Source organism: Kosakonia cowanii JCM 10956 = DSM 18146, assembly GCF_001975225.1.
Classification (GTDB): domain Bacteria; phylum Pseudomonadota; class Gammaproteobacteria; order Enterobacterales; family Enterobacteriaceae; genus Kosakonia; species Kosakonia cowanii.
Map to the genome: position 1 here is coordinate 2,930,977 of NZ_CP019445.1, position 24,109 is coordinate 2,955,085.

26 protein-coding genes and 1 pseudogene are annotated in these 24,109 nt (G+C 50.6%); 22 read left to right on the forward strand and 5 right to left on the reverse strand.

The features are described from left to right. The 16 genes from acpS to BWI95_RS13825 all read left to right on the forward strand — a co-directional run bounded on the left by acpS (position 1) and on the right by BWI95_RS13825 (position 14,847). Complete coding sequence (gene acpS / locus BWI95_RS13755) at positions 1–384, forward strand: holo-ACP synthase (RefSeq protein ID WP_054803122.1); 384 nt, start codon at positions 1–3, stop codon at positions 382–384. Positions 385–403: 19 nt separating this feature from the next. Continuing rightward, positions 404–1,159 carry an SDR family NAD(P)-dependent oxidoreductase gene (locus BWI95_RS13760; RefSeq protein WP_076769655.1) on the forward strand — a complete coding sequence of 252 codons (756 nt, stop codon included), beginning with the start codon at positions 404–406 and terminating at the stop codon, positions 1,157–1,159. A gap of 3 nt (positions 1,160–1,162) precedes the next feature. Continuing rightward, positions 1,163–1,711: a hotdog family protein gene (locus tag BWI95_RS13765; protein ID WP_054803123.1), complete on the forward strand. Its 549-nt coding sequence runs from the start codon at positions 1,163–1,165 to the stop codon at positions 1,709–1,711. Between the two features lie 14 nt (positions 1,712–1,725). Then, a complete protein-coding gene (locus BWI95_RS13770; protein WP_042713487.1) occupies positions 1,726–2,007 on the forward strand; it encodes an acyl carrier protein in 282 nt (93 codons plus the stop codon). A gap of 30 nt (positions 2,008–2,037) precedes the next feature. Beyond that, the gene (locus BWI95_RS13775) at positions 2,038–3,195 is read left to right on the forward strand and encodes an aminomethyltransferase family protein (protein ID WP_054803124.1); all 1,158 of its coding nucleotides are present in this window, start codon (positions 2,038–2,040) and stop codon (positions 3,193–3,195) included. Positions 3,196–3,293: 98 nt separating this feature from the next. After that, a complete protein-coding gene (locus BWI95_RS13780) occupies positions 3,294–5,852 on the forward strand; it encodes a beta-ketoacyl-[acyl-carrier-protein] synthase family protein (RefSeq protein WP_076769656.1) in 2,559 nt (852 codons plus the stop codon). Positions 5,853–5,856: 4 nt separating this feature from the next. Next, positions 5,857–7,083: a beta-ketoacyl synthase N-terminal-like domain-containing protein gene (locus tag BWI95_RS13785; RefSeq protein ID WP_054803125.1), complete on the forward strand. Its 1,227-nt coding sequence runs from the start codon at positions 5,857–5,859 to the stop codon at positions 7,081–7,083. Beyond that, positions 7,080–8,072 (forward strand): hypothetical protein, encoded by a 993-nt coding sequence (locus tag BWI95_RS13790; RefSeq protein ID WP_054803126.1) that lies wholly within the window; start codon positions 7,080–7,082, stop codon positions 8,070–8,072. The genes BWI95_RS13785 and BWI95_RS13790 overlap by 4 nt, the downstream gene beginning before the upstream one ends. After that, a complete protein-coding gene (locus tag BWI95_RS13795) occupies positions 8,069–8,776 on the forward strand; it encodes an ABC transporter ATP-binding protein (RefSeq protein ID WP_076769657.1) in 708 nt (235 codons plus the stop codon). Before BWI95_RS13790 ends, BWI95_RS13795 begins: the two co-directional genes overlap by 4 nt. Continuing rightward, complete coding sequence (locus tag BWI95_RS13800) at positions 8,760–9,416, forward strand: hypothetical protein (RefSeq protein WP_076769658.1); 657 nt, start codon at positions 8,760–8,762, stop codon at positions 9,414–9,416. The genes BWI95_RS13795 and BWI95_RS13800 overlap by 17 nt, the downstream gene beginning before the upstream one ends. An 11-nt stretch (positions 9,417–9,427) precedes the next feature. Further along, the gene (locus BWI95_RS13805) at positions 9,428–10,726 is read left to right on the forward strand and encodes an ABC transporter permease (RefSeq protein WP_054803128.1); all 1,299 of its coding nucleotides are present in this window, start codon (positions 9,428–9,430) and stop codon (positions 10,724–10,726) included. A 49-nt stretch (positions 10,727–10,775) separates the two neighbouring features. Beyond that, positions 10,776–11,507 carry an outer membrane lipoprotein-sorting protein gene (locus BWI95_RS13810; RefSeq protein ID WP_232374453.1) on the forward strand — a complete coding sequence of 244 codons (732 nt, stop codon included), beginning with the start codon at positions 10,776–10,778 and terminating at the stop codon, positions 11,505–11,507. After that, positions 11,504–11,950 carry a hypothetical protein gene (locus tag BWI95_RS23740; RefSeq protein WP_232374362.1) on the forward strand — a complete coding sequence of 149 codons (447 nt, stop codon included), beginning with the start codon at positions 11,504–11,506 and terminating at the stop codon, positions 11,948–11,950. The genes BWI95_RS13810 and BWI95_RS23740 overlap by 4 nt, the downstream gene beginning before the upstream one ends. Beyond that, complete coding sequence (locus tag BWI95_RS13815) at positions 11,950–12,891, forward strand: hypothetical protein (protein ID WP_232374363.1); 942 nt, start codon at positions 11,950–11,952, stop codon at positions 12,889–12,891. Before BWI95_RS23740 ends, BWI95_RS13815 begins: the two co-directional genes overlap by 1 nt. 11 nt (positions 12,892–12,902) lie before the next feature. Then, positions 12,903–13,835, forward strand: a complete 933-nt coding sequence (locus tag BWI95_RS13820; protein ID WP_076769659.1) for an ACP S-malonyltransferase — start codon at positions 12,903–12,905, stop codon at positions 13,833–13,835. A 10-nt stretch (positions 13,836–13,845) separates the two neighbouring features. Then, positions 13,846–14,847 (forward strand): hypothetical protein, encoded by a 1,002-nt coding sequence (locus tag BWI95_RS13825; RefSeq protein ID WP_076769660.1) that lies wholly within the window; start codon positions 13,846–13,848, stop codon positions 14,845–14,847. A gap of 48 nt (positions 14,848–14,895) precedes the next feature. Here the strand turns inward: BWI95_RS13825 and BWI95_RS13830 are convergent, their stop codons facing one another. After that, entirely contained in the window at positions 14,896–15,465 is a 570-nt protein-coding gene (locus tag BWI95_RS13830) for a helix-turn-helix transcriptional regulator (protein WP_080263019.1), read from the reverse strand. 381 nt (positions 15,466–15,846) lie between these two features. Between BWI95_RS13830 and BWI95_RS13835 the strand changes: the two genes are divergently transcribed. Continuing rightward, the gene (locus tag BWI95_RS13835; protein WP_076769661.1) at positions 15,847–17,229 is read left to right on the forward strand and encodes a diguanylate cyclase; all 1,383 of its coding nucleotides are present in this window, start codon (positions 15,847–15,849) and stop codon (positions 17,227–17,229) included. Here BWI95_RS13835 and BWI95_RS13840 read toward each other — a convergent pair whose 3' ends face one another. Next, the gene (locus BWI95_RS13840) at positions 17,230–18,123 is read right to left on the reverse strand and encodes an AraC family transcriptional regulator (protein WP_054803132.1); all 894 of its coding nucleotides are present in this window, start codon (positions 18,121–18,123) and stop codon (positions 17,230–17,232) included. A 162-nt stretch (positions 18,124–18,285) separates the two neighbouring features. On the opposite strand from BWI95_RS13840, the gene BWI95_RS13845 reads away from it, so the two are divergent. Both BWI95_RS13845 and agp read left to right on the forward strand, forming a co-directional pair. Continuing rightward, entirely contained in the window at positions 18,286–19,002 is a 717-nt protein-coding gene (locus BWI95_RS13845; RefSeq protein ID WP_076769662.1) for an SDR family oxidoreductase, read from the forward strand. 144 nt (positions 19,003–19,146) lie between these two features. Then, complete coding sequence (gene agp, locus BWI95_RS13850; RefSeq protein WP_076769663.1) at positions 19,147–20,394, forward strand: bifunctional glucose-1-phosphatase/inositol phosphatase; 1,248 nt, start codon at positions 19,147–19,149, stop codon at positions 20,392–20,394. Positions 20,395–20,434: 40 nt separating this feature from the next. Here agp and BWI95_RS13855 read toward each other — a convergent pair whose 3' ends face one another. Together BWI95_RS13855 and BWI95_RS23745 are read right to left on the reverse strand one after the other, a co-directional pair. Beyond that, on the reverse strand, positions 20,435–20,662 hold the full coding sequence (locus BWI95_RS13855; RefSeq protein WP_023481800.1) for a YccJ family protein: 228 nt from the start codon (positions 20,660–20,662) through the stop codon (positions 20,435–20,437). A gap of 42 nt (positions 20,663–20,704) precedes the next feature. Beyond that, positions 20,705–20,848, reverse strand: a pseudogene (locus BWI95_RS23745) (NAD(P)H:quinone oxidoreductase); the annotation flags it as partial. A gap of 420 nt (positions 20,849–21,268) precedes the next feature. Between BWI95_RS23745 and BWI95_RS13865 the strand changes: the two are divergent. Both BWI95_RS13865 and rutR read left to right on the forward strand, forming a co-directional pair. Beyond that, a complete protein-coding gene (locus BWI95_RS13865) occupies positions 21,269–21,454 on the forward strand; it encodes a con-10 family general stress protein (protein WP_023481335.1) in 186 nt (61 codons plus the stop codon). 183 nt (positions 21,455–21,637) lie between these two features. After that, positions 21,638–22,264, forward strand: coding sequence for an HTH-type transcriptional regulator RutR (rutR, locus tag BWI95_RS13870; protein ID WP_076769664.1), 627 nt, complete (start codon positions 21,638–21,640; stop codon positions 22,262–22,264). On the opposite strand, the gene BWI95_RS13875 is transcribed toward rutR, so the two are convergent. Further along, positions 22,261–22,656 carry a lysozyme inhibitor LprI family protein gene (locus BWI95_RS13875; RefSeq protein ID WP_054803133.1) on the reverse strand — a complete coding sequence of 132 codons (396 nt, stop codon included), beginning with the start codon at positions 22,654–22,656 and terminating at the stop codon, positions 22,261–22,263. The two genes, rutR and BWI95_RS13875, sit on opposite strands and share 4 nt — an antisense overlap. A gap of 406 nt (positions 22,657–23,062) precedes the next feature. On the opposite strand from BWI95_RS13875, the gene BWI95_RS13880 reads away from it, so the two are divergent. Continuing rightward, positions 23,063–24,046 (forward strand): autoinducer 2 ABC transporter substrate-binding protein, encoded by a 984-nt coding sequence (locus tag BWI95_RS13880; protein WP_023481662.1) that lies wholly within the window; start codon positions 23,063–23,065, stop codon positions 24,044–24,046. The last annotated feature ends 63 nt before the right edge of the window (positions 24,047–24,109 follow it).

Genomic DNA, 24,109 nt, shown 5'->3' on the forward strand with positions numbered 1-24,109 from the left:
ATGGCTAAAAAGCGCTTTTACCTTGGTACGGACATTGTTGAAGTAAGCAAGATTACACGAGCAATAAATAATGGTGGGGATGGTTTTCTCCATCGTGTGTTTTCTCTTTCAGAGAGAGATAAATTTATCGCAGAGTGTCTGGATTATGAGAGAGCGTCAGGTTTTTGGGCTGCAAAAGAGTCTCTTGTGAAAGCGTTAGGTTTGGGGTTTCGTGAAGGGATAACTTTTCAGGATATGGAGGTCCAGCATGACTGTTTCGGATGTCCCTATTTTTCTCTTTCCGGTCGGATAGCACAGATAATCCAAGAGAGAGATATCGAACATATCTCACTAAGCATATCCCACTGTCGAACACACGCTATTGCAGTGACAATTATCTCCTGAGCAAGGATAAAGGAATAGAATGTATACATATAAGGATTTGAACACTAAAAATGTGCTTGTCTCTGGCGCAAGCGGCGATATCGGATTAGCGATATGCGAGAAATATCTGGATCAGAACTGTAACGTCTTTGCAATATTTAAAAGCAACGCCGAGCCCCTCCGTTTATTAAGCGAGACTCATGACAATGGCCACCGTTTAACAGTTTTGCAGTGCGATCTTGCTAATCCCGCGAGTGTGGGTGATTTGGTTATCCATCTTGGTTCCGCTATCGAGCGTCTCGACGTTCTCGTTAACAATGCGGGTATCGTTAAAGATAATCTTTTTTCCTCAATGAGTTTCGACGATTTCAATACCGTGATTGAAACCAACGTATTAAGCACCTTTCATCTTACGAAAGCGGTGCTGAAACTCTTACGGAGCGCGGAAGGCGCGACAATTATTAACGTCGCGTCTATCGCTGGAATTATTTCCAGTGTTGGGCAAGCAAACTACAGCGCTTCTAAAGGGGCGTTACTCGGTTTTACGCGGACTCTGGCTGCTGAACTTGCTCCACGTGGAATCCGTGTCAACGCCGTGGCGCCGGGTATGATTGCCTCAAAGATGGTCAAAAAAGTTTCAAGGACCGTCGTTCGTGATGTAACCAACTCTATCCCCCTCAAGCGGCTAGGAGACTGTAATGAAGTCGCTAATACCATCGTTTGGTTATCTTCCTCAGTATCCAGTTATATTGTCGGGCAGACCATCGTTATTGATGGTGGGCTAGTGATGCGGTGATTTATGTCAAAATACACTATTCCTCCAAAGCTCTTTCTTGAGATGGGCGCCTGGCGCCAGCCTCTTATGATGGTCGATCGTATAGAAGAGTATAAATATGGTGAAAATGGTTATATCCGGGTAATCAAACATGTTACCTATAACGACCCTTATCTTAACGGGCATTTTCCCGAAAACCCTATTATGCCGGGTGTGATTGTTGCGGAGATATTTGGTCAGGCGAGTGAGTATTTCTCTTTCATCAGTGATATTTGCGACGCCTGTGCCGAACGGTTTGGTATGTCACTAACCAGTTTACGCGATATTCATAACGTTATTCACAAGCCGGAATTAATCGCAATTATTCGCGAGCGCCGGGCGCAAGTCCGTGGCGTTCTGGCATCGCAGAACTTGAAATTTAAGGACATAGCTTATCCGGGAGATACCATTGAGGTGATAAGCAGGCCTGCTTTTACTGACCCTGCTGGTTTTAAACACTACTCCGTTACGGCAAATGTCGGTAAGAAAAAGATAAGCGATGGCACCATTATCAATTTTCGTGAAACTAAATAACAGGGATGAAAAGCATGACAATAATGCAGAGTAAAATTGAAGAGCGTAAAGAGGTTCTGTTTACCATCAAAACAGAAATCGTCCAGCGCTTAAACATCTCTCGCGAGCCGTCACAAATTGACGATGACACCCCCTTGTTTGGCAATGGCCTGAAATTAGATTCAGTTGACGCCACCGAAATTATCGTAATGCTGGATAAGGTTTTTGATATTGAAGTAAGTGAAAGCGATAACCCTTCTTATATGCGCAGCATTAACAGCCTTGCTTCTTTTGTGATAACGAAACGTCAAGCTTAATTTCGGTTAACTATTTTAATAAGGACTTCTATGAAATCACTGCATGACTTGCATCTTGCCGGCAAGGCTAAAATGGGTATTTTCAATAATCATCTGCTTCCAGCTGCTTATCACGAACCTGCTATCGAATATAAAGCGGTAAGAGAGAATGCCCTGCTGGTTGATTACTCTCACATGTCTATAGTAAGCGTTATGGGGGATGATGCATGGGCTTTAGTCAATCATCTTGCTTCGGCTGATGTTTCCATTATCCGCGATGAGCAGGGGCTATATTCATTGGTGCTTTATGAGGATGGCACCATTAGAGGTGACGCCTATATTTTATGTACGCCGGATGGTTACTATATCTTGTCAGAAAACATTTCCGCGTCCGATATAATCGACTCTCTTAATAACCTTCTCCAACATCCTGAAGCGCTGGAGATCGCTGATCTACCTGTTATCAAATCGATGACGGAGGAGGCGTGGGGGGCGCTTATGGTTGAGGGGCCTTACTCCTGGGAGTTACTCGCGGAAGTTTATGGCTTCGACATTATCGGCTTACCCTACCATGAATATATTAATCAGGACGGAGAACTGATCCTCTTTCGCTGCGGCAAACACGGGGAGTTTGGTTATCTGTTAATTGGCCCACAGCCTACGCTCGTTGATACATGGTCAATGCTTGTTGAGAAAGGTGAAAAATATCAATTAAAAACTGGCGGTCTTGATTACCAACACACAGTGCGCATCGAGAATATGTGCTGGGATGAAAGTATCTATGCCGATTTCAGCCGTCATCCGGTTGAGCTGCAAATGCAGTGGGCGGTGCAATACGACAAAGAGGGATTTATCGGTAAAGACGCGGTTATAGAACGATCCCTCGCGCCTGCAAAACGTAAAATTATCGGTATTTCTCCGCTGACGGATAGCGCCGTTATTGCTTCCAATGACAAAGTCTTGGTCGACGATCGGCAGGTTGGCGTCATCATTAAATCCGTCTGGTCTCCTGCGCTGGGCGCACCAATTGCCCTCGCACTGCTCGATCATGATTACGCCTGGTCAGATATTTCAGGTTTCACCATCGAAACCGCGACCGCGAAGATCCCGGCAAAAACACAAAATCTTCCCTTCCTTTATAACCTGAGTTTGTTAGTCAGCCCGACGGAGCACAGTTATATCGACGCCATGAAAGCACGACACGCGTAATCATCCATAACGCCAGCTTTACGCAAATGCGCCGACTGGCGTTGTTACCCGCCTCGATCCAGGTGGTCTGTTCATCATTGCCGCTGCAGGGAAGAATAATGAAGAGTAGTAGAAAAAGAGTCGTTATAACCGGGATGGGCATACTCTCGTCTCTGGCTGAAAACCTTCAGGATTTTAAATCCGCACTTCTTAATAAGAGATGTGGTGTAACGGATAGCCAACGTTTTGCGAAATGGTTCGAAAATGCCCGTGCCGCGGAGGTGCTGCACGACATTCAGTTCCCTGAGCTGTCAGATGAGATTGTGCAGTCATTGGATAACGCTGCGCTCTGGGCCTATAAAGTGGGTAAGGATGCGTTAAGCCAGGCGGGGCTCATCACAAACTTGCCTGTACTGGAAGAGACGGGGTTAATTGTTGGCGTCTCCTCTGCGGGTACCGAAGCCTTTCTGCCACTTTTTGAACAACGCATCGAAGACTTTTCCCTGCGTAAGGCTCTTTATGCTGGCGGATTCGCCTCATGCTGTTCAAGTGTGTCAACGCTGCTTGGTCTGAAAGGCGGGGTAGAACTGGTAGCGACCGCTTGTACGGCCAGCCCAAATGCTATTGGCATGGCGTTCGACTATCTGCAAAACGGCAAAAGCAAAACCATGCTGGCTGTGGGAACGGAACCGATCTATTTGCCGACCTTCGCCGGTTTCTACGCCCTTAACGTTATGCATCCCGATACCTGTACCCCTTTCTCTGGCCAGCCCGGTATGTCAATCGGTGAAGGTGCAGGGGCGCTGGTACTGGAAGAGTATGAGCATGCCATAGCACGTGGGGCCACTATCTATGGCGAAATCCTCTCCTATGCCACATCCTGCGACGCTTACCACGAGACCGGGCCCGATCCGCGCGCCAATGGTGCTGTGCAGGTGATGCTCAAAGCGATGGAGAACGCGGGCGTCACCCCTGACCAGATTGACTACGTCAATGCGCATGGTACCGGAACGGAAGCTAACGACCGAATCGAGACCATGGCGATGAACAAAGTCTTTGCCCATCGCAAGGATTTGCTTGTCAGCTCAACAAAGTCCTATTTTGGTCACAACATCGGCGCTGCCGGCATCGTTGAGTTAATCGCCTGTCTGGTCACACTACCTGACAATATCGTTTTGCCTACGCTCAACTTCTCTGTCCCGCGTCCCAACTGCGATCTGGATTACGTAGCAAATGAGTTCAGAGAGAAACCGGTTAATCTCTTTTTGAAAAACAACTATGCCTTTGGCGGTAATAACTGCTGCATGGTTATTAGCACCCGACCCGGAACCGTACCTGTAACACACTATTCCCCGAAACGCGTTGCAATAACCGGCGCTGGTGCCGTAACGGCTATTGGTCACACGGTAAGCGACATTCTGCATAACATCTGGCAGCGCAGCGCTACCGGAACCCTGGGCGGAGTGAAGTTCCCGCAGGATACCCTCACCGAGGCGCGTGAGCTGTTAGGGGTTCTGGAGAAAACCAACCAACTGAGCGACATCTTTGGCAGTCAGCATGCTGTGGGCGAGGGGAGGCTGCCGGAAGAGGAGGCGCATTTCAAAACCTTCCAGGTGAACAATCTGGAACCCCGCAAATATCTGCGCCGCTTTGATTCACGTAAAGCCACTCGCGGGGGAACATTTGCACTGGTCGCACTCTCAGAGGCGTTAAACAGCGGTAAGCGCAAAATTAAGCGCGACGGTGAAAACCTCGGCATGGTGATGGGCATGTCACGCGGTCCGCAGGAGACAACCTATAAATATTTGCAAAGCCTGAAACCCGATCCGCGCAAAGTTCGCACTTCGGAATTTCCCGGCTCGCTAATGAACGCTATTGCCACTTTTTGCGGCATCTCTGAAGGGATCAAAGGCTATACCACGACGCTTGCAACCGGTGAAAATGCTGCGCTCGGCGCACTGACCTATGGTTACGAACTTGTGCGACAGAATCTGCAGCCGCAGGTCATTGTCGGCGGCGCAGATGAGTATTTTCCCTCCATGGCGCTCTATATGGATGCCGTTACGCAGAAAATCGCCATGATCGCCGACGCGGCCGATTATCAAATTTATAGCGAGAAGGCAAAAGGGTATGTACCGGGTGAAGGCGCCTGCATGGTGTTGCTTGAGGATCCGCAGGCTGCTCGCGAGCGCGGAGTTGAGGTTCTGGCCGAAATCATTGGCTACGGCAAATCCTGTGATAACAGCTGGTTTGATCCTGCCCAATCAGGCGAAAAATCGGCTGCCATGGTGTTGGCTATTCAACGTGCGCTTGCCGATGCCGGGTTGGGTACCCACGAGATCGATCTGGTGTGCGGCAGCAGCCATGGCGGGCCTGCGCATTCGCAGATTGAGATCGACGCCCTTTACGCGGTTTTCCATCAGTCGCACCCGCAGGTGCCGGTTGTTAACTACAACGCTTACTTCGGTTTCGTCGCATCGGCGGCCGGTCTGTTGAACCTGCTGGTGCTTACCGAGTGCATGAAAACGCAAACTGTACCGGCGATTGCTGGCACCGATTCCTTCTTTGATAAGCGAATGAATTTTGTGCGCCAACCGCTCAAGCTTGCTGTTCGCCATGCGCTGCTGGTCGGCGCTACTGAGGGCGGCAATTACTACGCGATGGTTATAAAAGGATAGCGCCGTGGAAAATGCAGCTTTGATTTCCGGCTACAGCCTTTCATTGCCTTATGCAAATCATGCTGAGCAGTTGATGAGCAATCTGCGGCAGGGTATCTGCGTTAACACTGCGCCCTGGTTTGCCAGCGAAGAGGAGGCTATCAAATGTGGGTTTAAGCGTAATGTCAGCGTGGCCAGGCTTAATGCGACAAAGGAGTCTGATCTTGACCTGATCTACCGCTTAATCGAAGAGGCAATGGCGCAGGCAGGTTTGACCTCTGCTGCGTTAGCAGGGGCGTCAGTGCGAGTCTATTTGACCGGTCTCGGACCGCGCATTGATGCGATGGATTACAAATCCTTTTACGACAAAAACGATATTGAAGACGTTGCGCTCTCTGCCTCGATAAAAAATCTGCATGTCAGAAATATGTCTCAGGATTATCTGGCTTTCAAACTGGCAGAGAAATACCGCCTGCAAATCCTGCCTGCTGCGATGCACTGCACCAGTAATTCCGCGTTGACGGCCATCCATTTGGGTTGTCAGGCAATTGAGCGCGGCGGCCTTGATCTGGTTTGTATTATTAATTGTTCAAAAATTAACACCCAGGATATCTGGTTCCTCGAAAATCAGTCGATGCTGGCAAGCAAGGTGGTACAGCCGTTTGGTAAAAACAGCCAGGCGGTCTTATTTGCAGAAGGTTGTTCGGTGATGTTATTGGAGCGCGATGGATATCGTGGCAGTCAGGAGAGGCACAACGCTGTCCGCCTGAAATCAAATTACATCCAGACCAGTGCCGGGCGTAGTCACGATACCGGCTGGCTCAGCTCTAATCTCTTAAAAGTGATGCGCAGCGTATTGAGTGAAGCCGCGGTGACACCGGAGCAACTCTGCGCCATTATTCCGCACGGCAACGGCTCTTCAACCAGCGACAAATCGGAAGCGAAAGCGATTTCAATGCTGGTGGGCGAGCAGAAGATACCGGTACTGGCCTATAAAGGCATGATGGGTTATACCGCGACCGGCTCCGGCATTATCGATCTCATTATTGGTGCGGAGGCGTTGCGAAAGGGAGAGCTAATTCCGGCAGTGGCGAACGATGAAATAAGTGATGAAATATCTCATCAGCTATTGGTTAATCAGCCGGTCATGTCTCATCAAAAGCTACACCTGTTAAAAACCGGTCTCGGCGTGGATGGCTCAATTATCGGCGTCGTCATCTCTCTCTTCGCGAAAGAGGAGACCAGTCGATGAACGATGCAATGTATCTTAATGCCTTTGCGATGACCGAGCCGGAAGATGATTTTTATATTTACTACCCCGGATGGCTAAATGTCTGGGAATCGCACCTCTATAACCAGGCGCTGAAAGCAACGGCTAAACGTGGCTGGGGATTTAAGCGCTTCGGAACCAGCAAAGCGGTCTATGCGCGAGAGATGGTGCGTAAACCGGACTATATCCACTATATCGAGGCGCTTGAGCAGGCAGCGGAAAGTGCATTACAGAGCCTGGGCGCAAAAGAACGGATGCTGTTATTAAAATCGCGCACCGCGTTTATCTACGTTGATGCGTGGGGCGAGAGTGCCATTTTTGAAAATATCAGCAGCGCATTGCACACCTCAACTATCGATACGTTGCCGAAAAATCTTCTGAAGAAATTCGCCATCAAAAATGTCAGCTGCAAAATGCGCGGCGAGAAATTATCACTGATCGCCGCGATGCGCAGCGCGCAGGATTATCTTTGCTGGAATACGTTTGATTTTGTGGTGGTGTGCGCCGCCTGGCGCGCAATACCGCTGCTGGTCTTTTCCGAAGCGGCATTAGCGGGAGAGGCTGTGAACAGAAGGGCGCAGCAAGTAAGCGGTATTCACTTAAGCGTTGAACGTGCCGGCTGCTTTATTTTTAGCCGCCGTGCAGGTGGCATCAGTGTCCGCTGCGGAAATTACCATAGCTGGCAGGATGGCGCGCAAACTCAGCGTGAACTCTATGAGAATGCGAGCGATATCGACCTGTTTGCGCAGGCCGGACCGGCCACAAACCCCATGAAGCCTGAACAGGCAGTGAACATACTCGATCTCAGCACCATTTTTGGTTCCAGCGGCTGTTTAACCCCTGCTCTGAGCTGGGAGTACCTGCAACAGAACGTTCCTCGCGGGACAAAAATACGCACTATCGTAAAAGACAGTTTCGGTGGTAGCGCCTGGTTCGACAGCTGGATCGACATGGAAAAGGAAGGCGCATGAAAAACAGCGTAAACGCTCTACCAGCCATTGTACTCAGCGATATCTCAAAACAGTTCGGCACAGGTGAAAGCCAGGTTAGCGCCTTAAAAGGCGTGAACCTTGAGATTGCGAAAGGGGAATTTATCGCGCTGTGCGGTCCCTCCGGCAGCGGCAAAAGTACGCTGCTTAATATCCTTTCCGGAATTGATCAGCCGAGCGCCGGACAGGTTATTTTTTTAAATCATCTGCTCAACGCTCTTCCCGAAAAGGAGATGGCCGCGATTCGTGGTCAACATCTCGGCTTTATCTTCCAGTTCTTTAATCTGATCCCGGTGCTGGATGTGCTGGATAATATTTTTTACCCGCTGGTTCTCAACGGTTATTGCAATAAAAAGGAGGCGAAAGCGCGTGCATTATATGCGCTCGATAGCGTCGGCCTCGCGCAGTTTGCTCGGCGAAAACCGGGCCAATTATCCGGTGGTCAGCAGCAACGTGTGGCGATTGCCCGCGCGCTTGCGCATCAGCCTTGCGTTGTTGTCGCCGATGAACCGACGGGCAATCTGGATTTAGCCACCGGTGAGGCGATCATAGATTTGCTGTTAAAAATTAATCAGCAAACACAAACCACCTTTATCGTTTCCACGCATTCCACCCAGCTCAAGGATCGGGCAAAGCGGGTTATTGAAATCACGGATGGAGAATTAACTTATGATTCGACCCGGTAAACGGTATCGACTTAGGAGTGTAATCATTGGTTTAACGCTGGTGGTCAATGGGGCATTTGCCGCGCCAGCGTCTGAAGTTGAGAAAATAATAGCGCAGGGTTTTCCAGCACAGCAGCACGCGCTGATCGAAACCACCTCCGCATTATGGAATGAGTATCGCCGTGAACACCATGTCGCCTCGCTGATCTTTTACGCCTATGGTCTGTTACAACAGGCCAAACATTATGTGGCGATAAATGACTTTATCCATGCCGCAGAGTATGCAAAAACCGGTTTTTTCTATCTCGATGAGGCGGTAGAGTCAAACGACGATAATCTGCGATTACACTATTTACGTGCGCGTATTGATGCTTACTTACCTGCAAAAAGTGGTCGGTGCATCATCGCTCTGCATGATACCGAACGCCTGATAAACGCAACGGGCTTATTTGATGCGAATATGCTCATCCCCATTCGTTATATGCGCTACCGCGCGCTCATTGATTGCGGGCTGTCGCACGACGCCGGGCAACTGTTAAACGAATTAAGGCAAACGGGAACGCGCGCGGAGAAATATACTCTTCTGCCGCCTGGCACCGCACCAGAGTGGGATCTGCAAGAGATAACGCAGATAGTTATGCCGCTATTAAATGAGAAGTAAAGGAATACACCATGTTATTCGTTAATCTGGCGATGAGCGCTATCCTGCTTTTTATTCTTTTCTGTTTATTATTTCGATTCAGAGATGCGCAGTTTGCTTTATTAAATATTTTTCGCCATCGGCGGCGCACTTTATCTACACTCGCCGCAATAATGCTTGGCGGCGTCGCCATTTTTCTGTATGGCGGTTTTATTCAATACTCCTTCTGGATTTTGAAAGAGCAAACCATTCGCACCAATATTGGCCATGTGCAAATTTATAATCCGGCTTATTTTGAAGGTGCAAAGAAAAATCAGAGCTTAATTGAAGATTATGCGGCGTTGAAGCAGGCCATTCTTGCACAGCCGGATTTATCGTCTGATATTTCAACGATTTCAGGTCAGCTTGAGTTTACTGGCGTGGCCTCTCAATATGAAAACGAAACTACCAGTTACTTCTCCGGTCTTGGCGTCGAACCTTTAGCCGCATTAAAGCTTGGCTCATTCGATAAGCTGATTGTTGGAAGCGACTTATCACGCGTAAGAACGGAGGAAGTGACCACAGGAAACGGTCTGGCCAAAACCCTTAACGCCGCGTATGGCGACTGGCTGGATATTATGGTGGTAAATGCCCATGGAGGTCAGGGCGCTATCTCGTTAAAGGTACGCGGAATTTTTACCTCCGGCATTAAAGACTACGATGATACGGCAATGAAGATGCCGTTAACGACAGCGCAGCGTCTGATGGGAACTGAGGGTGTCAGCAAGGTGTTGATTCTGCTTAATACGGAAAACGTCTCAGGCTTTGCGGCTAAACTTCGACACTTTATTGCCCAACATCACTTACCGTTAATCGTAAAAGAGTGGAGTAGTGTCTCACCGTTTTACCAGCAGGTCGAAGATCTTCTCTCCGGGATTTACTTCTTTATTAAACTTCTTGTCGCGGTGATCGTTATTTTTATGATCGGAAACTCGCTCACCATGAATATCATTGAGCGTACCCGGGAAATTACCACCCTGCGCGCTATCGGGCTTAGGCCGTGGCATGTCACACGGCTATTTATTCTGGAAGGGATTTTTATTGGCATTATCGGTGCGGCAGGCAGTCTGGCAATAGGGTTCACTCTTGCCTGGCTTATTAATATTAAAGGCATTGCGATGCCGCCCTCGCCGGGACAGTCACAGGGTTACACCGCATTTATTAAAACCACGGATATAGATACGGTCTGGTTTACCTTTTTCTTACCGATTCTTACCGCGACTTTCGCTTCGCTGCGTCCTTCATTACGCGCAGCAAAACTGAATCTGGCCGATGCTTTTAAATTTTCATAAAACAGGACAGCTTATGAATATTTTCTCTCTATGTTTTATCGCGCTGGCGATGATCCCTGTGGTCTGTAATGCGACGCCAGCGCAAGATATTATCCGCCGTGCTGATGAAATACGCTCTCCAAATCAACCGTTTCGCTATACCGTCACGGTGCGTGAATATAAAGAAAAAACCGGTGCGGCGGTCAATACACAGATTTTCGATGTTTCGATGCGCTTTATGAAGCCCGAAAATGGCCGGCCTGCGGATGCAAGATCCCTTGTGCGCTTTATCTATCCTGCCAGAGATAAAGGCAAAATTATGCTCTCGGATTGGTATGACTTATGGTTCTACTCGCCGGAGTTACGTCGTCCAATGCCTGTTTCGCCTGAGCAGCGCTTAGTCGGACAGATCGCGAATAGCGATGTCATTGTTACCAATTTCGATTACGCCTATAACGCTCAACTCACTGGCGAAGCGGCCTGTGGAAAGCGCCTCTGTTATCGACTCTCCCTTGAGCGAAAAACTCCCGCGGCAACCTATCCCAAAATTGTCTATCTGGTCGAGAAAGAGAGTTTTCGCCCTTATAGCGCCTCCTTTTATTCACAGGATGAGAAATTACTTAAAGAAGTGAGTTATCTGGATTACCAGACCGTGCTCGGAGAGGCACGGCCGATGAAAATCGTTGTGCATGATGCACGTCACCAGAAGGGATTTACCGTTATGGAATACAGTGAGGTCAGACTTGAGTCTCTGCCCGAATTTTACTTTACCAGGGAAGCTATTCAGCGGGGTGTGAAGTGAAATCACTCATTAATACTCTGCTCATTCCTCTGTCATTGCTTGCCTCTTTCTCGCAGGCGTCCTGCCTCTCCGGTGATGAGGTGGCCGCAAATAGCGAAACCGCGCTGATGCTGCAAACCTCCTATATAACGCGAACAGCTTCGCCGTGGAGAACCGCCGGAGAAAGTGCTTATACCCCGACAAATGCTTTTCAGGATGCCGGGATAAAATTCAGCAGCAAATGTGCGGTCATTGAAAATCGCCTGGATATCGATTTTCCCTCTACGGACTTGCTTATTACGCATGGCATCTGCCCGGCTCTTTTGAAGAGGATCAGCAGCGCTCGCGTATGCTGCTCAACAGGTTACAACTCACCTACACACTCTCTGATCAGCTTCGCCTTGAGGCCGGGAAGTTACCGGCAACGCCGGGGCTCTTTTTTCTTAAATCGCCCGCTGCGCTGATGAGCAACTATTACGCGGGCTTTAAAAGCACCCGCATTTACGATCCCGCCATGCGGTCGAACTATAGCGAATCATCATGGGGCGCGCGATTGGTCGATAACCATCGCGACTACAGCCTCGTATTTACGGTTGCGCCGCAGCTGGCAACCATCAACCAGCGGTATGAAACATCCAGCCACTGGTCAGCAAACCGGCGCGGCAATGCGCAGGCGCGGTATCTCTTAAGTTATACCGACTACCACCTGGCGAACCACACGCCTGCTCTTAGCCTGCTGCTGGGTGATAAACGATCCCTCGCGCTCTCGGACAGCTTCAGCTACACGCCAGCGCTCACTTTTAACGGCGAAGTGGCGTTGCACAACGCTCAGCAATGGCGCCATTTTTCGCCTGAACGTGCCGCAGAGGTTGTGGATTATCAGTTTCCCTCTTCGCTTTATCGCGCAGACCGAAAACCGGGAGTAGAAGTGGCGTTAGGTGCGCAGTACACCACCCGCGACTTCGCTGTGCTGGGGCTTGAATACTACTTCCAGAGTGAAGGCTATTCAGACAGTGAATGGCAACAGCAGGCGCAACTTTCACGTTACCTGAACAGAGCGTCGCAGTCGGCGTTATTAGATCAGATCTTTGACGCTTACAAATATCTGATGGGGGCCGAAATCGGCAATATTGCCAACAAAGGGCAACTGCAGGGAAAACACTATTTGAGCGCCTATGGCAGCGTTCGCAGCGAGAAGGGGGCAACGCTTCAGCCCTATATCACGATGAATATGCGCGATAACAGCGCTCTGTTAGGCATACACCTTTCGACGCCCTTAGCCTCCTTTGACGATAGCCTGAATGTCTATGCCGGCGGCTGGGCCGGGCTTGGGAAACAGGATACGGAATTCGCTTTTTTTGGCAAAACCGTCGGATTTTATCTGGGGCTTAACTATCTCTTATAAGGACATGACAGATGAGTGAACAAAAAACAGAAAAAGCGGTTGTATTACTGTTCGCCGGACAGGGGAACCCGGCCATCGGCATGGGGGCTGACTTATGGGATCTCACTGTGGCAACCAAACATATTTGGGATTGTGCCAGCGATGTCTCGGGGATTGATATTCGGCGCCTGTGCCTGAAAGGCCCGATGAACCGGCTGATTCAGACGACTGTGCAGCAACTGGCGGTGACGGCCATTAATGTCACGCTTTATACCCTCTGCCAGCAAAAAATTGATCCCTGTGCGATTGTCGGCTCCTGCGGGCACAGCGTTGGCGAATATAGTGCCCTCTATGCCGCAGGTGCACTCTCTCTGGAGGGGCTCTTTGAGGCGATTCACTTTCGCGCGAAGGTTATGCATGAAATCAGCCGTCTGCACAAAGGCGAGATGGCGGCGGTGAAAGGTATTGATGTTCTGCGCCTGCGCGAACTGATCGACCATGCCGGGTTACTTGTCGATATTAGCTGTGATAACAGCCCTAAGCAGCAGGTCATTGGCGGGGCGATCGCGCCGCTACGTGATTTTTCTCGTCTGTTGCTGGAGAACGGATTAGAACCGGTCAAACTCGGCGTTAGCGGCGCGTGGCATACGCGTTTGATGACCGAGGGCGTTGCCTTGATGCGGGACTATCTTGCCGGAGTGGACGTTACGCCACCGCGCCATGCGGTGGTCATGAATGTTTCCGGCAAGGCGGAGTATCACCCTGAGCAGATCAAAGAAAATCTCGCGCGCCATTTGACTCACACCGTTAAATGGCGTGACTCAATCGATGGGTGGCTTATTCATAAGCCGGACGTGCAGTTTGTCGAGATCAGCAATAAAGCCTACCTTGCTCAGATGCTCACTGACTTTATCGGGTTTACGCCCGCGATGTCCCGGCACTGCAAAACGCTTTTATCAGCGTGAGGGCGCCATCGTGATACCTGATTACCTGACTTTTATCCGCCACCAGGACAAAAAAATCCTTTTGCTGCTCTGCGCCATTATCTATTTGCTGCTGGGGCTATATTGGAAAAACGCGGCGTTTAACCTGACATCACAGGACGCAATGATCACCAGCGCGATCCTCGCGCTGGTGATGTTTCATTTTATCTGGGAGCTAAAAGCCTACTGGGCGTATAAATGTGTGATTAAAAATATCGATCTCTCATTCTTTATTGGCAAAAAAGCGGGTCGGCTGGAAAGGGCGCTGTCGCGACCGGCAATCGCCAGCCTGCTGAGCGGAACGCTCTTTTGGCTTATTACCCAGGCGGCGCTGTTATTTTTTACGCCAGAGCGGGTGCTGCCATTTCTGGCTGCGCTGTCGCCGCTCTTTCTCTTTGGTGTGTTTCGTTGTATCAGAAGCAGTTACATCAAGCTTATCGGGCAAGAAGCGAATGAAACAGTGCAGTTTAAGCATCTTCACCGTTATGTTGCCCGCTACCTGTTGATCAGCCTCGGCGTAAGCCTGTTAACCATTGTGCCGCTTAAAAACCAGCCTGAGTTTTCCCTCGAACAGGGGGTGTTCTTCGCGCCGCTTATGGTCGCGATGCTGCTGCTCTGCGCAATTGTGCTGGCGATGAGTTTGCTTTTTGTTCGGTTATCGAGGCGCTATATCTTTCTTGGGCGCCTCTTTATGCGTGAAATTGACTTCTACTTCGCCAGTTCGCTGCCCCGGTTCATTAATACAGGTACACCTTTCTGGCTGCGGCTTTTGAGCTTACTGGTAATTGAAGCGCTCTGGATCGCCGTAATCAGCTTATTACTTGATTTTTCGGGCGTAGCAATTTTCTTCGAAGCCTATTTCCTGCTGTGTCTGCTACCGTGCCTCGCGTTTAGCTTCCTGCATATTTACAGGCTGTGGCATAACGATTTTTTGATGGCGTGTGATATGTGTTTTCGCTGGGATGAGATAAACAAACAGTCGCAGCTCTGGTAGTGCATGTCCGTCTGGAGTGGCTATACGCTGCAGACGGACATTACCAGTCTAAGGAGAGAGAGTAGGGGATGACAGGTGGGCATGCTCCAGCAAATTATCTTTAATCAGCAGGAGATCGCTGATCTTTTTCCCGCCCATCTTTTTGCATGCTTTATTTCGGTAGGCATAAACCCGCTTCGGTGAAATAGAGAGTAGCTTGGCAATAAGATGGATGTTTTTCCCCTTCAGCGATTCATTTAACACAATCCTTTCAATATCGCTGAGGACGTTTTCTTTATGCGTGGCCTCTTTCCTGAGCTTGGCGAGTTTTTTAATCGCGTGGCTAATCTCATTTAGCGAGTCCTGGGCTTTAAGCACAATATCCGCTTCGTCGATCAAAATATTTCGCGTTGTGCCGGAAATAACGAGAAGCTTGCATACTTTATTGAGCGGGGAGATGGCTTTAGCGTAAGCCATATTCTTTTTATCGAGATGGAGAATAACTACGTCGTCCAGAGTTAGTTCGGTGAGTAATTGCGGGTTGAACTGTTGCGCTTCGATTGTCCAGCCTCTTGCATTAGCCAATGAAATCATTCCGTTCTGAAAATATACATCATCGCTTATTGTATAGATCTTCATATGATTAATTACCATATAGAATAATGCCTGGGAGAGTGTTTCGGATTGTAAATTGCTCCCGCACGAAGCCGTAATTAAATAGTCTTAAATAAGATCTTAACGTTCAACGCAGGTTATTATTCCAGGTTGTGATAGTAATTGAACGGGCTATACTCTATTTCGGTACGTTTCTACTATTGCCTTCTTACATGGTTAAAAAGAAGTCTAACATGCTGTTTTCCCATGTAATTTCTAAATCGTGAGCGAGGACCGCCCGGACGCTAAAAGAGGGAATATGTGGGCGGTGCCACGCTAATTCTGGCCCTGTCGATCTGCGTCGATGGACGTTTGTTTGCAACATCCTGAACGTAAGATGTGTTAACTACCGTAAGGGTCTGAATGATGGAAACTTATCTTAAATCGATGAAGGGTGAATGGCTTACCCTATTAGAAAAGACCGATCACAACATTCGCCGTCTCACCGCTGAGGTGGCTCATACCCATGCGCACGACCTTAGTGAAACCTTTTACCGCATCGTATTAACCGATCCCCATGCCCGTGAATTTCTCTCTAATGCCCAGGTTGAAATACATCTTAAATCCGCGCTGGAGCGCTGGATAAAGGAAGTATTAGCCTGCACACCGGATGATATCGAGCGCCTGATTCAGCAGCAGCACACGGTTGCCGAAGTGCATGCGCGCATTGGTATCTCCGTCGAACTGGTCGAGATGGGCTTTCGCGTCCTTAAGAAGATTTTTTATCCGGTGATTATTGAAAGTGAGTTCAGCGCAGAAGAAAAATTGCAGATTTATCACCATGCGATCAACAGTATCGACCTTGCAATGGAAGTGATGTCGCGAGCCTTCTCGTTCAGTGAGCATAACTCAGCCAAAGAGGATGAAAATTATCGTATCTTCTCGCTAATGGAGAATGCAGAAGAGGAGAAAGAGCGGCAAACCGCGGCGCTTCTCAGTTGGGAAATTGACCTGATTTATAAAATCATTATGGATGCTGATTTAGGCAATACGCTGGCCGTCAGCCAGTCCGATTTTGGTTTATGGTTTAACCACAAAGGACGCCACTATTTTAGTGGGATCGCGGAGGTTGGCCATATATCCCGTCTGCTGCAAGAGCTTGACGAAATATTTCGGTCTACCCGCGCAACACCCCGCGCATTAAGTAATCGCGCGCTGCGCGTCGGCTTTCTTATTTCCGTAAGAAAAAATGTGGTGCAGATAATCACATTGCTGCGGGAGCTATTTGAAGAGGTTTCCCGCCACGAAGTGGGCATGGATGTCTTAACGAAATTACTCAACCGTCGCTTTATGCCTACCATTTTCAAACGCGAAATTTCCCATGCGCAAAGGGCCTCTACGCCGCTGTCAGTGTTAATTATTGATGTCGACAAATTTAAGCAAATAAACGATAGCTGGGGACATCCCATGGGGGATGAGATCCTGCGTAAAGTCTCAAATGCTTTTTATGACAACGTGCGCAGCAGTGATTATGTCTTTCGTTATGGCGGCGATGAATTTGTCATCCTGCTAACTGAAGCGACAGAGTTTGACACGCATCGAATTGGCGAACGTATCCGCTCTCGCGTCGAAAAGACCATCATTAAAACGCCTGAGGGTGAGCGGGTACCGATTTCTCTCTCTATCGGTGCCGCCATGTTTGATGGCCACCCCGACTACGAGCGCTTTATTCAGCGCGCTGATGAAGCACTCTATATTGCGAAAGAGCGCGGCCGCAACTGTGTCCATATCTGGCAAGCCGCAGAGTAATCACACCGGAGGAAAGAGCGCGAAGGAGGCTCGCATCTCATTTGCCTCCTCCCGCGGGCTGCGGCCAAACAGGCGGCGAAACTCGCGGTTAAACTGTGAAGGGCTCTCATAGCCAACGTGAAAAGCTGCACCCGCAGCGGTTGCGTTATCGCGAATCATCAATAAGCGTGCCTGGTTAAGCCGCACAGACTTGATGTACTGCAGCGGTGAGGTGCTGGTGACGGATTTAAAGTGTTTATGAAACGCAGGCACGCTAAGACCGGCATCCTTTGCCAGCGTCGGAATATGCAGCGGCTCGGTAAAATGTGTATGGATACGCTGCAACACTTTAGCAATCGCTGCAAATTGCCCCTGATTAACCAGCGCCGCACGCAGCGCATCGCCACGCTCGCCCATTAGCACCCGGTAATATAACTCCCGCACTAACTGTGGACCCAGCACCTGCGCCTCCTGCTTTGACGAGAGCGCTTTCAGTAATCGCACTGCCGTATCGGCAAGATCGGCTTCGAGAGGCGTGGACATAATGCCTTCCGGCGCCGCCTCTGCGCGACCAGGGGGCAGATCCAGCGACAGCATCAGTTCAGAGAGCACCGTCATATCGAGATCCACCGTCAGCGCCAGCAGCGGCTTCTCAGGGCTGGCGTCCGTTTCCGTCGAGAAGGGGAGCGGCACCGATAACACCAGATAGTGCTGTTTATCGTAGTAATAAACGCGATTCGCCAGATAACCCCGCTTCTGCCCCTGGCAAACGATAACAATGCAGGGCTTGTAAACTACCGGCGTGCGGGCCAGCGGGCGGTCTGAGCGCATAAAGCAGACGCTCTCCAGCGCCGAGCGTGTAGAGCCTTCGTGCGGTGCAAGCGCCCGCAGTAACGCGACCATCTCCTCCATCATTACTCCTCGCATCTATTGATATTTGAGCAACCATTCTGCCGATTCACGCGCAACAAGTGAACAATGCGAAGAGAAACAGGCAATCATGGGATAAGAATGCGCCTGTTTTGCGAGTCGCGCGCTGGTTAACCTGTTTGCGTCACTTAATACGGGAGAAGAGAGATGAGTAATCGCAAAATTATTCTGCTCACTGGCGCAAGCAGTGGGATCGGTGAAGCCACCGCACGTCGCCTGGTGCAGGCGGGTCATCATCTGGTCATTGGCGCGCGCCGCATTGAGCGTTTGCAGACCCTGCGTGATGAACTGGGTAACATAGACTGTTTAGCCATTGACGTAACTCAGGCGGAGGATCTGGCGAAGATGGCGCAATTCGCGCTGCAGCAGCATGGCCGCATCGATGTTCTGATCAATAACGCTGGTGTAATGCCGCTCTCACCGCTGGCGGCGTTGAAAATGGAGGAGTGGCGTCAGACTATCGACGTCAACGTTCACGGCGTGCTGAACGGCATTGCGGCGGTGCTGCCGACCATGCAGCAGCAGCGGGCAGGGCAGATCATCAACGTTGCCTCTATTGGCGCGCATGCGGTCTTTCCGCTCTCCGCCGTGTATTGCGCCAGCAAGTTTGCTGTTCGCGCGATCTCCGACGGGCTGCGCCAGGAGAGCGACTATATTCGCGTCACGGTAGTCAGCCCGGGTGTGGTCGCCTCTGAACTGGCCGATCACATTACCGATGCCAGTGCGAAAGCGTCGATGGAGGGTTTTCGCCGTATCGCATTACCCGCAGAGGCGATTGCCGATGCCATCGCGTGGTCCATTGAGCAGCCGGACAGCGTCGATGTCAGCGAGATCATTGTGCGTCATACGCAAAGCCCTTACTGAGTTTCGCATCATTGCAAGGAGCCGCTCGCGGCTCCTTTTTTTGTGATCCAGGCGGCTGATGTGATTAAAGCGGGATTATCTGCGTCCACTCGCTGTGCGGTTGTGTCACACTTGCCTCATCGGGTTGAGATACAAGGACAAAGGATGAAACGTTTATTCTGGTCAGCCGCCATCGCCGCGGCCCTGGCATTACCCAGCGCGATGGCGCAACAAACGACACCGGAGGGCTACAGCCTGCAACAGGTGGTGATTGTCAGCCGCCACGGTATTCGCGCGCCGCTGGCAAACAACGGCAGTGCGCTGGCGCAGGCTACCGCCAAACCGTGGCCAACCTGGAAAGTGGCGGGCGGGGAGCTGACGGATCGTGGTGCGCTGGTGGAGATCTTTTTTGCTCATCAGATGCGTAAGTGGATGACCCACGAAAAAGTGCTCTCTACCGAACAGTGCCCGACAAAGAAACAGTTTTTCGTCTGGGCAAACAGCCTGCCGCGCACCCATGACACCGCGCAATTCTTCGTCAGTAACACCTTTATTGCCTGCGATGTGCCGATCTTCCATCAGCGCAAAATGGGCGAAATGGATCCGCTGTTTAATCCGGTTATCACCGAGGACAACGAGGCGTTTCGCCAGCAAGCCGTTGCGGCGATGGAGGCCAGCCGCCAGCGTGTCGATCTGACTGAGAGCTATAAACTGCTGGAGCAGATCGTTGATTATTCAGCCTCGCTAGCTTGCAAAGCGCAAAGCGGCAAGCCCTGTACCCTGAGTGATGAAAAGGACACGTTCCGTGCCGATTACCGGCTGGAGCCCTCCGTCAGCGGGCCATTAAAAACGGCAAACGCGCTGGTGGATGCATTTACCCTGCAATATTACGAAGGCTTCCCACAGGATGAAGTCGCCTTTGGCGGGATAAAAAGTGACAAGCAGTGGCAGCTGCTGGAGAAGCTGAAAAACAGCTATCAGTCCATTCTCTTTACCACGCCAAAGGTGGCGCGCAATGTGGCTAAACCGCTGCTTGATTACCTCGACCAACAGCTGGTGGAGAAGCCCGCCGCTGCGCCGAAAGTAACGCTGCTGGTTGGTCACGACTCCAATATCGCCTCGCTGCTGGCGGCGCTGGATGCTAAACCGTGGCAACTTCCCGGTCAGTTTGAGCAGACCCCCATCAGCGGAAAAGTGGTGTTCCAGCGCTGGCATGACGACAAGAGCAACCGCGATCTGATGAAGATTGAGTATCTCTACTTCACCGCCGAGCAGATGCGTAATGTGGCAAAAATGGGGTTTGATTCGCCGGTGCAACGTTACACGCTGGAGCTAACAGGCTGCCCGACCGACAGTAACGGATTCTGTCCGATGGAAAAATTCAGTGAAGTGATGCGCAAAGTCGCGAAGTAAAAAGCAGATACGCTCCCCCGAAAATGGGGGAGCCGAAGCGCTACACGTTCTGGCGCTCTATGGTCTGTTCACCCCAGAAGAGGGAGTCTTTATCGGTCTTTTCAAAGGCGCGCATCAACACTTCATCGCTGCCTTCTTCCCAAATCTTCTCGGCGAGAACCTCGTCGTAATCAGCCAGTTCGAAGATCGCCTCGGCGATTTCTGGCGATGTATTACGCAGACTGGCCCATTCACCTACGCGATGAGCTTTTGCTTCCTGAGTTGGCATGAGCGCCTCCTGTTAAAGTTAGCCGTTCAGTTTGACTGCCAGGCCGGCAATCGTTGTCGCGCCATAAGGCTTGCAGCCGCGAATACGCGATATATCAGACCGCTGTTTCGCGGCGTAGCCAATGGGAACAATCATCATCCCATGATGAGCAAGCGTAGTTCAGACTGAGGAAATTGTATGTTCCTGACTACGCCAGTGCCGATATTGGCTATTGCTCCTGCTACGTTGATTGCGCAGCGATACGCTGCGTCCCCTATTAAGGGTATGACGTGATGGCGAGAGTGCAAATCGACACGCGCCATTGCTGATAATTAAGACTATTTCCCCGCGCAAATGTACGGTTACGTTTTGACACATTTTTCACCCCATTAATTTCCTCATACATAAGAATTATTTATTGGTTTCGCTTAAGTCACTTCTGCCGCTCGGCCCCGAAGCTGTTGCAAAATGTTAATGAGCATTCGCCGATGGGCCGCGTTCCACTAAGCTTATTCTCACGCGGCGCAGTTAAAGGGTTAGCTTTAACGTCGTGAGGTGAAAGAGTCCTCTTTTACTGAATGCAGAAAGATGTCTGATATTTCACTAACACCGACTGGAGGTGAAGAGATGGCAAATCATCGTGGTGGTTCAGGTAACTTCGCTGAAGACCGTGAAAGAGCATCAGCAGCAGGTCGCAAAGGCGGCCAGCAGAGCGGGGGGAACTTTAAAAACGATCCTCAGCGCGCCTCAGAAGCAGGTAAAAAAGGGGGCAAAAACAGTCACGGTAGCCGGAGCAACAACGGCAACAGCTAACGAGACCTGTCGGTAAATCTTAAAGGTTACCGAAATGCCCGCCGCCGGGGAGACCCGGCGGTTTTTTTTCGTCTGCGATCGCCCACGCCATCTTCAATCTTCCAGCGGATAAAGCTGCTCAGAGGCTCGAGCCAGACGACGACCTTTGCTATGCTGCAGCCTGGTTAGGGTCATGGAGTGGGTATGGCAAAGGAAATGGGTAAACGTACGCGGGCAGTCAGCGAAAAACGGCAGGCTATTCTCAGCGCCGCGCTGGAGGTTTTCTCCCGTCTCGGCTTTCACGGTGCGCGCGTGGAGCAGGTGGCCGAGCAGGCTGGGGTCTCGAAAACCAATCTCCTCTACTATTTCCCGTCAAAAGAGGCGCTATATATCGCCGTGCTGCGTCAACTGCTCGATGTCTGGCTGGCCCCGCTCCGTGCGTTTCGTTCCGACTTACAGCCGCTTGCGGCGATCAAAGAGTACATTCGCCTGAAGCTGGAGGTCTCGCGCGACCATCCGCAGGCATCCCGTCTTTTCTGCCATGAAATGTTGCAGGGTGCGCCGCTGCTGAAAGCGGAGCTGACCGGCGATTTGAAAACGCTGGTGGAGGAGAAGTCAGCGATTATTGCCGGCTGGATCGCCAGCGGTAAGCTCGCCGCCGTCGATCCACACCATCTGATCTTTATGATCTGGGCCGCCACGCAGCACTACGCTGATTTCGCTACCCAGGTGGAAGCGGTCACTGGCGCGACCCTGCAGGATGACGCCTTTTTTCAGCGCACCGTCGACAATGTTCAGCGCATGATTATTGAAGGCATCCGCGTCCGTTAATTGGCGGGCGGGAGCGGGCAGCTCATATCGCCCTCTTCACACTGCAACAGCGAGGCGAGCCACGCTTCGCGTTCACTGGTTTTATCCGCCAGGCACTGGTTCAATACCATCGGTTGGCCGCTGCTGCCTTCGGTGCCGGAGCCCACAAACGCGCAGTCATTGTCGCGCACGGCTATCCAGCTTTTCTGCGCTTTTTTCAGCATCTCAGCCTGCTGTGGCGATGAGCGCTTCAGCGCCTCCTGATAAGTCTGGTTGAGCTTCTTATCTGCGGCTTCATATTGCGCAGCGGTACACATATTGAGCGCCGTCTGAGTGGAGGCGTTATCGCACTCATCAGCGTAGAGCGGCTGGCTGAGCAGCAACGCGCTCAGCATCAACAAAGATCGTTTCATTCTATTCCCTCCCTGATCACATTCATTCAGCGAATTTATTAACATAGCCCTTAAAAAATGTCACTTCGCCATTACCCATCCTGATGAACGGATTGCTATGTTCGTTTCAGCTCACAAAACTGATATTTTTCTGCTGGCGAAACGGGGCAGAAGCGGGCGCAAAAAAACCTCTTAAAAAGGTATTGGTTAACTAGGTGTTAATTTTTAGTTAAAAATTCATCATTATTTAACAATGTACACACGCAATCGTGAGTAGATATTTCTTCTTTTAACTTTAATTTAACTAAATGTTATCTTTAAATTAACATTTTTGGGCATGCATCACATTTATTGCATTTTCGCTGTTTTACCTCTTCCCTTCATTGTTAATCTCTCTCCGCGACTTTCCCTTAAGAAAGGTACAACCATGAAATTCAAACTCGCCCTGATTAGCGCAGCGATGATTTCTGCCAGCATGCTCTCGGGGCAGGCTTTTGCCGCTCAGAAGTATGAGATTGCCGTTGTAGCCAAAGTAACCGGGATCCCGTGGTTTAACCGCATGGAGACCGGCGTCAACGAAGCGGCAAAAAAACTGGATGTTAATGCTTACCAGACCGGGCCTTCCACACCCGATCCGGCGCAGCAGGTGAAAGTGATCGAAGATCTGATCGCGAAAAACGTTAACGCCATTATCGTGGTGCCAAACGACGCGAAGGTGCTGGAGCCGGTGCTGAAAAAAGCGCGCGACAAAGGCATTGTAGTACTGACTCATGAATCCCCGGACCAGCAGATTGGGCAGTGGGATATTGAAACCATCGACAGCGAAAAATATGCGCAGGCTAACGTCGATGAGCTGGCAAAAGATATGGGCGGTAAGGGCGGTTACGCCATTTACGTCGGCTCGCTGACCGTGCCGCTGCACAACGCCTGGGCTGATTACGCCATTAAATACCAGAAAGAGAAGTACCCGGATATGTTTGAAGTCACCTCGCGTTTGCCGGTGGCAGAGAGCATTGATAAATCCTATGCCACCACCCTTGACCTGATGAAAACCTACCCGGATCTGAAAGGGGTAATTGGTTTCGGATCGCTTGGGCCGATTGGCGCAGGGCAGGCCGTTCAGAAGAAACGCGCGAAAGATAAACTGGCGGTTGTTGGCATCGCGATGCCGGCGCAGGCTGCACCTTATCTGATGCGCGGCGACATCAAAAAAGCACTGCTGTGGGACCCGCGTGATGCCGGTTACGCTCTGGTGACCGTCGCCGACCAGCTGCTGCAAGGAAAAGAAGTGACGTCCGATCTCTCCATCGAGGGGCTGGGCAAAGCCGATGTTGATATGAATAAGAAAGTGATCCGCTTTAATAAGATCCTCGAAGTGACAAAAGAAAACGCTAAAACACTCGGTTTCTGAGCCTCACAGGCCACACCAGGGAACCGGAACGCCGGCCTTTCAGGCCGGCTCTTCCGCCGCAGA